The 11,214-nt window shown below is 75.2% G+C and carries 12 protein-coding genes; 2 read left to right on the top strand and 10 right to left on the bottom strand.

Annotated elements, in window-relative coordinates:
* Positions 1-49: 49 nt before the first annotated feature.
* The 3 genes from FS882_RS08070 to FS882_RS08080 form a co-directional block, all read right to left on the bottom strand.
* Positions 50-1,051 carry a pirin family protein gene (locus FS882_RS08070; protein ID WP_158372566.1) on the bottom strand — a complete coding sequence of 334 codons (1,002 nt, stop codon included), beginning with the start codon at positions 1,049-1,051 and terminating at the stop codon, positions 50-52.
* Between the two features lie 125 nt (positions 1,052-1,176).
* Complete coding sequence (locus FS882_RS08075) at positions 1,177-1,737, bottom strand: hypothetical protein (RefSeq protein WP_158372567.1); 561 nt, start codon at positions 1,735-1,737, stop codon at positions 1,177-1,179.
* 14 nt (positions 1,738-1,751) lie between these two features.
* Positions 1,752-2,900 carry a zinc-dependent alcohol dehydrogenase gene (locus tag FS882_RS08080; protein ID WP_158372568.1) on the bottom strand — a complete coding sequence of 383 codons (1,149 nt, stop codon included), beginning with the start codon at positions 2,898-2,900 and terminating at the stop codon, positions 1,752-1,754.
* Positions 2,901-3,015: 115 nt separating this feature from the next.
* Here FS882_RS08080 and FS882_RS08085 point away from each other — a divergent pair, with 115 nt between their 5' ends.
* The gene (locus FS882_RS08085; protein WP_158372569.1) at positions 3,016-3,444 is read left to right on the top strand and encodes a hypothetical protein; all 429 of its coding nucleotides are present in this window, start codon (positions 3,016-3,018) and stop codon (positions 3,442-3,444) included.
* Positions 3,445-3,455: 11 nt separating this feature from the next.
* A complete protein-coding gene (locus FS882_RS08090; RefSeq protein ID WP_158372570.1) occupies positions 3,456-5,699 on the top strand; it encodes a DEAD/DEAH box helicase in 2,244 nt (747 codons plus the stop codon).
* Positions 5,700-5,706: 7 nt separating this feature from the next.
* Here FS882_RS08090 and FS882_RS08095 read toward each other — a convergent pair whose 3' ends face one another.
* The 7 genes from FS882_RS08095 to FS882_RS08125 form a co-directional block, all read right to left on the bottom strand.
* Positions 5,707-5,955, bottom strand: a complete 249-nt coding sequence (locus tag FS882_RS08095; protein ID WP_147795687.1) for a hypothetical protein — start codon at positions 5,953-5,955, stop codon at positions 5,707-5,709.
* A 91-nt stretch (positions 5,956-6,046) separates the two neighbouring features.
* Positions 6,047-6,574, bottom strand: coding sequence for a hypothetical protein (locus tag FS882_RS08100; RefSeq protein WP_158372571.1), 528 nt, complete (start codon positions 6,572-6,574; stop codon positions 6,047-6,049).
* Complete coding sequence (locus FS882_RS08105; protein WP_187365211.1) at positions 6,571-6,837, bottom strand: hypothetical protein; 267 nt, start codon at positions 6,835-6,837, stop codon at positions 6,571-6,573. Before FS882_RS08105 ends, FS882_RS08100 begins: the two co-directional genes overlap by 4 nt.
* Positions 6,834-8,246 (bottom strand): ADP-ribosyltransferase, encoded by a 1,413-nt coding sequence (locus FS882_RS08110; protein WP_158372573.1) that lies wholly within the window; start codon positions 8,244-8,246, stop codon positions 6,834-6,836. Before FS882_RS08110 ends, FS882_RS08105 begins: the two co-directional genes overlap by 4 nt.
* Complete coding sequence (locus FS882_RS08115; RefSeq protein WP_158372574.1) at positions 8,243-8,563, bottom strand: type VII secretion target; 321 nt, start codon at positions 8,561-8,563, stop codon at positions 8,243-8,245. The genes FS882_RS08110 and FS882_RS08115 overlap by 4 nt, the downstream gene beginning before the upstream one ends.
* A 4-nt stretch (positions 8,564-8,567) precedes the next feature.
* Positions 8,568-8,939 (bottom strand): YbaB/EbfC family nucleoid-associated protein, encoded by a 372-nt coding sequence (locus tag FS882_RS20930; protein ID WP_187365212.1) that lies wholly within the window; start codon positions 8,937-8,939, stop codon positions 8,568-8,570.
* 155 nt (positions 8,940-9,094) lie between these two features.
* Positions 9,095-11,203, bottom strand: a complete 2,109-nt coding sequence (locus tag FS882_RS08125) for a glycoside hydrolase family 2 protein (protein ID WP_158372576.1) — start codon at positions 11,201-11,203, stop codon at positions 9,095-9,097.
* Between the last annotated feature and the right edge of the window lie 11 nt (positions 11,204-11,214).

Raw genomic sequence — 11,214 nt, forward strand, 5'->3', positions numbered from 1 at the left:
ACGGGCCGGCCCGCCCGGGGCCGGGGCCGGGGCCGGGGCCGGGGCCGGCCTACGCGCGCGGCCGCAGCCGGAGCTCGGGCATGGGCGGCGCCGGCAGCGGCGCGTGCGGGTGGCCCTGCACCCGGCCGAACCCCGGCGCGGCGCCCCCGGGGTCGGCGATCTCGGCCTGCCACCGGGTGCGGGCCGCGACCACCTCGTCGTGGTCCCGCCCGATGAAGTTCCACCACATCACGATCTGCTCGCCGAGCGGCAGCCCGCCGATCAGCAGCACCCGCGCCTCGCGGTCACCGGTCGCGGCGAGGGTGAGCGTCGTCGCGCCGGGCTCCCGGTAGAGCAGGTGGGACACCGGGGCGTCCACCCCGTCGACGGTGAGCGCCCCGGAGTCGACGAGCACCGCGTGCTCGAAGGCCGGGTCGACGTCGAACGTGTGCGCGGCGCCGGGCCGCAGCCGCACCTCCGCGCCGACCAGCGGGCTGAACGTCCGCACCGGCGACGTGGCCCCGGCGAGCGTGCCGAGGAAGACCCGCGCCTCGCCACCCGGCAGCGGGACCACCGGCGGCACGTGGTGCTCGAACGCCGGCGCGGCACCCCGGTCGGCCTCGGGCAGCACGGTCCACAGCTGGACGCCGTGCAGCACCGTCGTCGCGTCGGTGGAGTCCTCGGAGTGGCTGATGCCGCGGCCGGCGGTCATCAGGTTCATCTCGCCGGGACGGACCAGGCAGTGCGTGCCGAGGCTGTCGCGGTGCTCGATCTCGCCGGAGAACAGCCAGGAGACCGTCTGCAGCCCGGTGTGCGGGTGCGGCGGGACGCGCATGCCGCCGGTCGCGGCGACGTCGTCCGGGCCGTAGTGGTCGAGGAAGCACCAGGCTCCGACGAACGACCGGGCCCGCTGCGGCAGCGTGCGCCGGACCGACATCGCGCGGATGCCGCCGAGCGGGACGTCGCGCGGTTCGAGGAGCTCGAACCCGGCGGGGAGCCCGGCGGCGCCCGCGCCGTCCGCCGACCCGGGCGTGCACACGCGCTCGGTGGCGACGGCCTCGAGGTTGGTCATGTCGCTCCCTGACTGACGCGGTGGGCGGGGCGACCAGGGTACGTCGGGCGCCGAGCGCGGGAGACGCGGCCGAGCGCGGTACCTGCAGGTACCGCGCTCGACGCGAACCACCGCGCTCGGCGGGGTCAGCCCTTCCTGGTGACCCGGCGCAGCACCGCCACGGCCGCCAGGCCGCCGGCGATCCACGGGCCCGCGACGATCAGCGGGTCCAGCACCTGGTGCCGGACGTCGACCCGGCCCCTCCGCGAGGCGACCGGGTGCCGGCGCGGCTCGGACAGGATCCCCGTCTCGGTGATCGGGTTGTCCGGCCGGGTGGTCGCGAACGACTTCAGGTGCTCGGTCGTGGACTCCACCCGGTCGGCGGCGATGAGCAGCAGCCAGTGCGCGGCGCGGCCCTCGCTGAACCGGTCGTAGGCGTACCGCCGGATCGCGCCGGCGGGGCCGTGCAGCGGCTGCGCGGTGCCGAACACCGGCGGCAGCTGCGTGTGCTCGATCGACCGCTCGCGCGGGTACGGCTCCGGCTGGCGCTCCGGGAAGTCCCAGTGGGCACCGGTGGGGAGGTCGGTCCGCTCGCGCGGGTAGGACGGGCGGTCGGCGGGGTCGAGGTCGGCACCCCAGCCGGGGATGCGGGCCCGGAGCTGCTCCGGGGTCTCGGGCAGCTGCGGCTTCTCGGCGCGGTACGGCATGGTCGTGGCTCCCCTCAGCCCTCGTCCGGGATGATGACCGGCTTGATCATGCCGTCGAGCTTCGACGACATCAGGTGGTACCCCTCGGCGATGTGCTCGAGCGGGATGCGGTGCGTGATGATGTCCGACGGCTTGAGATAGCCGCTGCGGATGTGCTCGAGCAGCCGCGGCCACTGCCGTGCCACCGGCGCCTGGTTCATCCGCAGCGTCAGGCCCTTGTTCATCGCGTCGCCGAACTTCACGGCGGAGAAGATCGGGCCGTAGGCGCCCATCACGGACACGGTGCCGCCCTTGCGGACGCCGTCGATCGCCCAGTTCAGCGCGACCGGCGACCCGCCCTGCAGCTTGAGCTTGGCCGCGGTGACGTGCTGGATCAGGTTGCCGTCCGCCTCCGCGCCGACCGCCTCGATCACCCGGTCGAAGCCGAGGCCGTCGGTGGCCTTCTTCATCTCGACGACGATGTCCTGGTACTCGGTGTAGTTCCGGGTCTCGGCGTAGGCGAACTCCTCCGCCTTCTCGAGCCGGTAGTCGAGCTGGTCGATCACGACGACCCGGCCCGCGCCCATCAGCCAGGCCGACCGGGCCGCGAACAGGCCGACCGGGCCCGCGCCGAGCACGGCGACCGTGTCACCCTCGCGGATGTCCGCGAGCTGCGCCCCGAAGTAGCCGGTGGACAGCGCGTCCGTCATCAGCAGCGCGTCCTCGTCCTCCAGCCAGTCCGGGATCTTCTGCGGGCCGACGTCCGCGAACGGCACGCGCACGTACTGCGCCTGGCCGCCGTCGTAGCCGCCGGTCGTGTGGGAGTACCCGTAGATGCCGCCGACCGCGGTCGCGTTCGGGTTCACGTTGTGGCAGTTCGAGTACAGGCCCCGCGAGCAGAAGAAGCACGTCCCGCAGTAGATGTTGAACGGCACCATCACGCGGTCGCCGACCTGCAGGTTCTGCACGGAGGAGCCGACCTGCTCGACCACCCCGATGAACTCGTGGCCGAACGTGTGGCCGATCCGGGTGTCGGGCATCATCCCGTGGTAGAGGTGCAGGTCGGAACCGCAGATCGCGGCTCGCACGACCTTCACGATCGCGTCGTTCGGATGCTCGATCCTCGGGACGTCCTTCTCCTCCACGCGGACCTTGTACGGCCCGCGGTACACCATGGCGCGCATCGACGTACCCCTCTCGGCGATTCGGTGACCCTCAGCCTGCGGACTGCGGGGCGATGCCGCATCCGGGGGCGGCCCGCGGTTCTCCGGCCGCGCGGATCGGTGCGACGATCGGTCCGTGCCCGCCGTCCGCCGACCCGCCGTCGCCCTGCTCGGGACGGCGGTGATCGCCGCGGTGACCGGCCTCGTCGCCGGCTGCGGCCCCGCCGGCTCCCCCGCCTCCCCCGCGCCGTCCGCGTCCGAGCACCTGGGCGGGCAGCCGACGCCGGACGTGACAGGGGTGGTCGCGGGCGGGGCGCTCACCGAGGCGTCGGACCCGTCCTTCGAGGGGATGGCGCTCGCCGGGCTGGCCGAGGAGCCGTCGGTGCTCGCCGCCGACGGCTCGCAGGCGACGGTGGCCGAGCTGCGCGACGGCGACCGGGTCGAGGTGTGGCTGGCGCCGGAGGCCCGGTGCGCGGAGTCGGCGCCGGTGCAGTGCGACCTGCTGACCGTGCGGGTGACCGGGGCGGCGCCGAGTCCGACGGCGACGGAGACGCCCGCCCCGTAGCATCGCGGGCGATGAGCACCGCGCCCCTCGCCGAGCCCGCCCCGGTCGAGCCCGGCGCCGCCGCGCGCGACCTGCTCGCCCGGCACGTCGCCCTCGCAGACCGTGCCCGCGCGGTGCTCGACCACCTCGACGGCGCGACCGTCCGCGTGGCCGGGCTGGTCGAGACCGACCGCGAGCAGCGCGTCCGCGCCGAGCTGGGCGTCGTCCCCGTCGAGCAGCTCGGCGCGATGACCGACCGGAACCTGCGGCTGCGGGCCCTGACGGACGCCGGGTACGCCACCGCCGCCGACCTGCTCGGGGTCCCCGCTGCCGCGCTGGACGAGGTCCCCGGCGTCGGGACGCAGACCGCCCGGAGCGTCGTCGCCGCGGTCGACCAGCTCGCCGAGGCGGTGCGGGCCGGGGTTCCGGTGCGCCTGGAGGTCGACCGGTCCGGCCGCCCCGACACCGCGACCACGGCCGAGGTGCTCCGGCTGCTCGACCGGCTGCTCCGGCTGCGCCCGCTCGTCGAGCCGCACCGCGAGGCGCTCACCGCCTACGCCTCGGCGGTGCCGGTGCACGCGGCGTCCGCCGCACCCGCCGCGGGGCGGCTGCGGTTCGCGCTGTCCCGGCGGGCGACGAAGGACCGCGCGCGCCGGGCGCTGGCGGCCCTGGCGGGCTGGCACGCCATGCTCGACGCGGGAGGGCTGGCCGCGACGATCGACCGGCTCGCCGCCGCCTGCGCCGCGCCCGACACCGACGGGCCCGCGCTGTGGGAGGTCTTCGAGCGCCGCGCGGCCGAGCTGTACGGCGTGCTCGGCACGATCGTGCCGCTCGCCCAGGACGTGCTCGCCGCGCGCGGCCTGCTCACGGCGGAGCTCGCCGACCGGGTCGCCGCGCACCCGCTCGACCTGGCGGCCGTGCGGGTCCCGCTGCGCGGCTACCAGGAGTTCGGCGCGCGGTTCGCGCTCAACCAGGGCCGGGCGCTGCTCGGCGACGAGATGGGCCTCGGCAAGACCGTCCAGGCGCTCGCCGCGATCGCACACCTGGCGGCCGGCGGCGAGCGGCGGTTCCTCGTCGTCTGCCCCGCCGGGGTGCTGGTGAACTGGCTGCGCGAGATCGACGCGAAGACCACCCTGACCGGGCACCGCCTGCACGGGCCGGACCGCGCCGCGGCGATCGCCCGCTGGCACGCCGAGGGCGGGATCGGGGTGACGACGTTCGAGGGCCTCCCGCACGTGCCGCTCGACGGCGCCGACGGGGTGGCGATGCTGGTCGTCGACGAGGCGCACTACGTGAAGAACCCGGAGGCGCAGCGGTCCCGGGCGGTGGCGGCGTGGGCGGCGGCGGTGTGGCGGGTGCTGCTGCTGACCGGCACGCCGATGGACAACCGGATCGACGACTTCGTCGCCCTCGTGCGACTCCTCGACCCGGACCTGGCGGGGTCGCTCCCGCGGCACCTGGGCCTCGTGGGCGCGGACACCTTCCGCCGGGACGTCGCGCCGGTCTACCTGCGACGGAACCAGGCCGACGTGCTGGTCGAGCTGCCCGACCTGGTCCTGGTCGACGAGTGGGAGGACCTGTCCCCCGCCGGCGAGGAGGTCTACCGGGCCGCGGTGGCGAGCGGGAACTTCATGGCGATGCGCCGCGCGGCCTGGCTCACGGCCGACCCGGGCGAGTCGACCAAGCTCGGCCGGCTGCGCGAGCTCGTCGCCGAGGCCGGGGCGAACGGGCAGCCCACGGTCGTGTTCTCGTACTTCCGGGACGTGCTGGACGTGGTCGCCGGGGCGCTGGGGGCGGGGGCCGGCGCGCCCCGGGTGTTCGGCCCGCTCACCGGCGACGTCCCCGCCGACGAGCGTCAGGAGGTCATCGACGCCTTCTCGGCCGGGCCCCGCGACGGCGTGCTGGTCGCGCAGATCACCGTCGGCGGCGTCGGGCTCAACCTCCAGGCCGCGTCCGTGGCGGTGCTCTGCGAGCCGCAGCTCACCCCGTCGGCGGAGTCGCAGGCCGTCGCCCGGCTGCACCGGATGGGCCAGGTGCGGGCGGTCGTCGCGCACCGGCTGCTCACCGAAGACGGCGTGGACGAGCGGATCGTCGAGCTGCTGGCCGGGAAGCGACGGGTGTTCGACGCCTACGTGCGGGAGTCGTCGGTGGCTGCGGCGGCCGTCGCGGCGGTCGACGTGACCGAGGCGGGGCTGGCGCGGGAGGTCGTCGCGATGGAGCAGGCGCGCCTCGGGTACGGGCCGGTGTGGGACGAGCTGGCGGCCGCCCCGGAGTAGCGGGGTGCTACTGCTGCGCGACCCGGTCGGGCCAGGCGCCCTGCTCGCCGCGGTGCCGGACCGCGCGGCCGACGACCAGGCCGGCCAGCGCGCTGGACGCGTTCCTGCCCTCGACGTGCCAGGTGTTCCGGTCGCCCGAGGTCTCGATCACCAGGACGCCGTCCACCTGGCCGTCCGGCTGGTCGCGGCGGACCTCGTAGCGGACCTCCGCCGCGTTCTCGTCGATCTTGTCGGCGTAGACCAGGACCCCGCTCATAGGCACTGTGTACACGGTGCAGGCCGGGAGAAGCGAACCGGCTTCTCGTCGCGCGGCAGCGGATCATCGTCGTCCCACTCCGCGCCGGTAGTCAGGACGGCGCGGTGCCGTCCTGCGTGGGCAGCGGCTGCGTGGGCCACGGCCCGACGTACTTGCCCGGCACGGCGACGGGCTCCGGATCTGCGGCCAGTCCCTGCTGGACCAGGCGCACGACGCGCGTGGCGAGCTCGTCCAGGGTGTCGCCCCACTCGGTCGGGGCAGGCGTCGTCCCCGAGGGGTCGAGCTCCTCCAGCACCAGCACGGGTATCTCAGTGCCGGTGACGGTGACCTCGATCAGCGCGCGCCAGACCGTGCCGGGGCGGACGACGACCTCGCCCTCCCCGGGGTGCTCCGAGAACTCGGCGATGCTGCGCCCCGTCCGGTTCAGCAGGACGAGCAACCGGGCCGCCGAGAAGTTCTCCGTCGCCACACGCGCGCTGCGGGAGGACGAGACCACGCCTGCCAGGACGCCGACGGCGTGCGGGAGCGGCTCACCGACCGCCAGCCCGCGGAAGGTGATCCCGTTGAAGGCGGGCAGCTTGGCGATGGCGTCGAGGAAGCTGCTCAGCGGGGTGCTCACCGGCGTCGCTCCTGCTCTGCGCGTGCTGCGCGCTCCTCCGGCGTCGAGACCAGCTCGGTGATCGTGGGCATCCTGCCCTTGCGATCGCTGATGTCCCCCGGGCGCAGCTCGCCGATGCGCCGCCTGCTCTCCTCCAGGGCACGCTGCAGCATGCCCTCGACCTGCCGCTTGCGTTCCTCGGGGGAGAGCCCCTCGAGGTCGTCGGAGCTCCAGGTCCGCGGGTCCGGCCGGGGGTCCTGCGTCGCATCGTCCACCGGGCTCATCGTGCCACCTCCCTCCCGACGAACGACCAGTAGCTGCCGGCACCCTCGCCGATCAGCTGCGCCTCGCGGACCTCGAACACCGTGCCTGGCGGCATCAGGACCTCCGCCTCTCTCCCGTAGTGCGAGAGCGGCTGGACGTCGACCCCGCTGCGCCCCTCGACGGTGACGAAGGCGTTGCCGCCGTTCCGTATCCGGAAGTCCTCGGCGACGCCGGCCTCCGTCGAGGTGCTCCAGAACGCCCGGTCGCTCACGTGGTTCCCGACCTGCTGCCACTGCTCCAGCACCGGCTCGGGGAAGTAGGTACCCCGGAAGGTGGTGTCGCCGTGGGTGGGGAGCTTCGACATGCCCGACACCGCGGAGTCGACCTCGCTCCGGATCCGGACGGCATCGGCGTCCGAGTAGGCCGAGGGGTTCCGGAGGTAGCCGTTCATCTCCTGGTACCCCTGGTCCGTCGTGTACCGGTAGATGTTGCGCACCTCGTCCGGTTCGAGCGTCGGGTGCCGCGCCGCGACCGCGTCGGACCACGCGTCGAGGTCGCCGCCCGGGTTCTTGGGATGGAGCGCGTCGAGGTCGCCGATATCCGGGAGCGGGCTGCGCGCTGGAACCGACGGCCCATCGGGCACCCGCGGCGCCGATGGCGCCCCGCTCCCACCGGGCAACCGTCCCCGCACGCCCGACGCGAGCCGCGCGAGCACGTCCTTCATCGCCTCCAGCAGCCCCTTCAGCGACTTCGCCGAGGTGAGCAGGTCCGTCACCGACCGCCCGACCCGCACGGCCAGCGACGACACCCGGGTCGTCACCTGCGACACCACGTAGGGCGTCGCCAGCCCGACGGTCAGGACGAGCTCCGCGGCCCACGAGATGATCGAGCCGACGAGCTGCGCCAGCGCGTCCCGGACCAGGTCGTGCACCACCTGGACGACGGTCGAGCACGTGCGCAGGGCGGACGCCATGGCCGACGCGGATCCACCCCCGGCGCGCACCCGGTCCGCGAGGTTGTTCGCGTAGGTCGCGTATGCGACGACCGAGGAGCCCGACATCGCCTCCAGGTCGGCGGTCACGATGCGGTTGAGCTCGTCGCCCGCGCCGTTCATCGCGGTCGCGACGTTCTCCCACGTGGCGGCGAACCCGAGCACCGCACCGGCGTCGCCGGTCAGGTCGTTCAGCCAGCCCCTGAGCGGCTCCAGGTGCTCCATCAGCCAGCCGAGCCCGGCGGCGATGAGCGAGCCCAGGGGGTCCATGACGGCCGCGGCGGTGTCCAGCGCGACGCCGACCCCGGAGAGCCCCGCCGCGAGCCAGTCGCCCGACTGCAGGGACGCCGACAGCTGGGTCACGGAGTCGAGCAGGCCGGCGCCGCCGAACGCGGTCGAGGTGTCGACCGGCCCCGCGACCAGGGGGTTGGCCGTCACCGGTCGAGCGCCCGGGCGATGGACTGCATGCGGGCCTCGACGCGCTGGTCGGCCTCGTCGATCGAGCGCGCCATCGCGCCCAGCTCGGTGATCATGCCGTCGGCGGCCTCGCGCATCGCCGTGACGGCGTCCCGGGCGGCGCTGTCGACGCCCGAGACGATGCCCGGCAGGAACGAGCACAGGACGCCGAACGCGCCGCCGTGCAGGTCGATGGAACCGGCGGCCGCCTGCGCGGTGCCGAGGTCGCCGGCCACCTGGCCGACGCGCGTGCCGTGGCGCCGCAGCACCTCGGTGTCGACCTCGAATCCCCCGTTCACGCGATCACCGCAGCCGACCGGCGAGCTCGCCGCGCAGGTGCTCGGTCACGGGCGACTCCGCACCGAACGCGTCGGCCGTGACCGCGAGCGCCTGGCGCCCGGCGTCCCGGCCCGCGGCGCGGACGGTCTCGACGATGAGCGCCGCCAGGTCGCGGGGCGCGAGGTCGGTCGCGCCGTCGGCGAGCTGGAGGTCGACCAGCTGGCCCGACGGGTCGGCCTCGGCGGTCACCTCGCCGCGCGGGCTGCGCGCCCGGCCGCGGAGGCGGTCGAGCGCGTCCTTCACCTCGGCGGCCTTGACGGCGCGCTCCTGAGCGGCGCGGATGTCGGCCTGGACGCGCTCGATCGCGGCGTCCGGGTCGTCGTAGAACGAGGTCACGTGACGCACTGTAACGGCGGCTCCGACTCCGCGGCGCCCCTGTGCGTCGAGCGCCACCCGTCCGGGCGCCGCGCGTGCGCCGAGACGGCAGAACCGGACTGCGGCACGCCCCGCGCGCACAGTCCGGTTCTGCAGTCTCGGCGGCCCCGGCCGGGTCAGGCAGGCGGGGCGGGCGGGGTCGCGCCCGCCCGCGTCGGGCGCGCGCCGCGGCGGTTGGGGGGCTCGATCGGCGCCGCGTCGACGAAGGCCCGGGCGCGGACGCGGTCGTCCTCGTCGACGAGCCAGACATGCAGCCGCGCCGCCGGCACGGCGCCTGGCGACGGCACCGTCACGCGCACGGCCCCGCTCAGCACGTACGGCTCCGCCTTCACCGGCTCGCACTCCGCCACGGCCTCGACCGGCGACGCACCGAACGGCGTCCCCGCCGGCACCCACGCCGCCCGCACCCGCCCGAGCAGCGGCGTCGGGCCGTGGTGCGACACGTGCACGTCGAGGTCGAGCGGACCGAACGGCACCGGGATGTCCGCGCCGGCGTGCGCCGGGACCAGGTCCAGCACCAGCGTCGTGGGCGCGTTCACGTCCCGCGGGTCGACGCCGCCGAGGTCCTTGGGCCGCCGGTCGGCGTCGCGCAGACCGGCCATCTCGTGCTCGACGTCGGTGAGCTCGGTGTAGACGTAGCCGACGAACCGGTCGTGCCGGCGGATCTCCTGGGTCTGCCAGCGCAGGTGCCAGCCGCGCTCCAGCGAGGTGAACCCGGCGCCGTACTCGCTGTTCAGCACCGGCACGCCCGTGCGGGGGAACGACGCCGAGCCGTAGAACGACTTGTCGACGACGAAGTCCGGCCCCAGCTTCACGGGGAAGTCCTCGCGCGTGCCGTCCGCGAGCGCCGCGAGGTTCGCCGCCCAGGACGCCGGGTCCTCGTCGTAGTAGTGCCAGTCGACCAGGTCGCTGCGGACGTGCGCCCAGCCGGAGTTCTCCACGACCGGCCGGGTGTCGTCGAGCGACCGCAGCAGGTCGTACGCCCGGGCCGCCGCCTCCGCGCGCTCGGGCGACCCCGGGATGTCCCAGTCCAGGCCCCACTCCTCGTTGTAGAGGCCCCAGATGACGATCGACGGGTGGTTGCCGTCCCGCTCGACCATCGGCGCGAGCTGCGCCTCGAACGCCGCTGCCGCGGCCGCGCTGAACCGGCTCGGCGCCGGCGGCTCCGCCCAGACGAGCATGCCCATCCGGTCGGCGGCGTGCAGCCAGCGCGGGTCCTCGAGCTTGATGTGCTTGCGCACCAGCGTGTACCCGAGGTCCCGGGCGAGCTCCAGGTCGGCGAGCAGCGCGGCCTCGTCGGGCGCGGTCGGGCCCGTGCCGGGCCAGTAGCCCTGGTCCAGGACCCCGGTGACGTAGAGGCGCTCGCCGTTGAGCAGCAGGTGCTCGCCCGACGTCTCGACGCGGCGCAGGCCCGCCGTCACCCGGACCGCGTCGGCGTCGCCCGGCGTGCCGTCGTCGGTCGACACGGCCAGGACGTACAGGTGCGGGTCGGCCGGGCTCCACGTCCGCGGCTCCGCGAGGTCGAGCCGGCCGCGCGCGATGCCGTCGGCGCCCGCCACGAGCGCGAGCCGCTCCCCCGCGGCCGACCCCTCGACCACCTCGACCTCGACCCGGGCCCCGGCCGGCGCCGAGCCGGCCAGCGGGACCGTCACCTCGAAGCCCGCGAGCGAGTCGCCCCGGACCGCGATCGACGCGGCGTAGGTCGACCCGCGCGCCTCCAGCCACACGCTCTGCCAGATGCCGGACGTCGGCGTGAAGGACACGCCGTCGTAGTCGTCGCGCGGGATCGACCGCTGCTTGCCGTGCGGGATCGACCGCTTGTCTGCGGGGGCGTGCACCTCGACCTCCAGCATCCCGGTGGCGCCGGGTGCCAGGACGCCGGTCAGGTCGACCTCGAACGGGGTGTGCCCGCCGACGTGCTCGGCGACCTCGGCCCCGTCGACCCGCACGACCGCCCGGTGGTGCACCGCGCCGAAGCACAGCAGCGCGCGGGCCCCGGCCCAGTCCGCGGGGACGGTGACCGACCGGCGGTACGTCGCGTGCTCGAGCCAGGTGCGGGCGACGCCGGACGCCGCGGTCTCCCAGGCGAACGGCACCACGACGGGCACCGTGCCGTCGGGCAGGTCCAGGTCCCAGGTGCCGTTGAGCGGGACCCAGCGGCCGGAGCGGTCGAGGTCGGGGCGCGGGTACTCGGGTCGGGGGACGGCGGGCAGGGCTGCGGTCATCGTGCGGCCTT

Origin of the sequence: Cellulosimicrobium cellulans, from assembly GCF_007679345.1 — a bacterium.
Taxonomy (GTDB): Bacteria; Actinomycetota; Actinomycetes; order Actinomycetales; family Cellulomonadaceae; genus Cellulomonas; species Cellulomonas cellulans_A.

Bases quoted from the DNA above. Each gene is read 5' to 3' on its own strand.
- FS882_RS08090 (WP_158372570.1), top strand. From the start codon at position 3,456: ATGAGCACCGCGCCCCTCGCCGAGCCCGCCCCGGTCGAGCCCGGCGCC.
- FS882_RS08105 (WP_187365211.1), bottom strand. From the start codon at position 6,837: ATGAGCCCGGTGGACGATGCGACGCAGGACCCCCGGCCGGACCCGCGG.
- FS882_RS08125 (WP_158372576.1), bottom strand. From the start codon at position 11,203: ATGACCGCAGCCCTGCCCGCCGTCCCCCGACCCGAGTACCCGCGCCCC.
- FS882_RS08070 (WP_158372566.1), bottom strand. From the start codon at position 1,051: ATGACCAACCTCGAGGCCGTCGCCACCGAGCGCGTGTGCACGCCCGGG.
- FS882_RS08075 (WP_158372567.1), bottom strand. From the start codon at position 1,737: ATGCCGTACCGCGCCGAGAAGCCGCAGCTGCCCGAGACCCCGGAGCAG.
- FS882_RS08080 (WP_158372568.1), bottom strand. From the start codon at position 2,900: ATGCGCGCCATGGTGTACCGCGGGCCGTACAAGGTCCGCGTGGAGGAG.
- FS882_RS08095 (WP_147795687.1), bottom strand. From the start codon at position 5,955: ATGAGCGGGGTCCTGGTCTACGCCGACAAGATCGACGAGAACGCGGCG.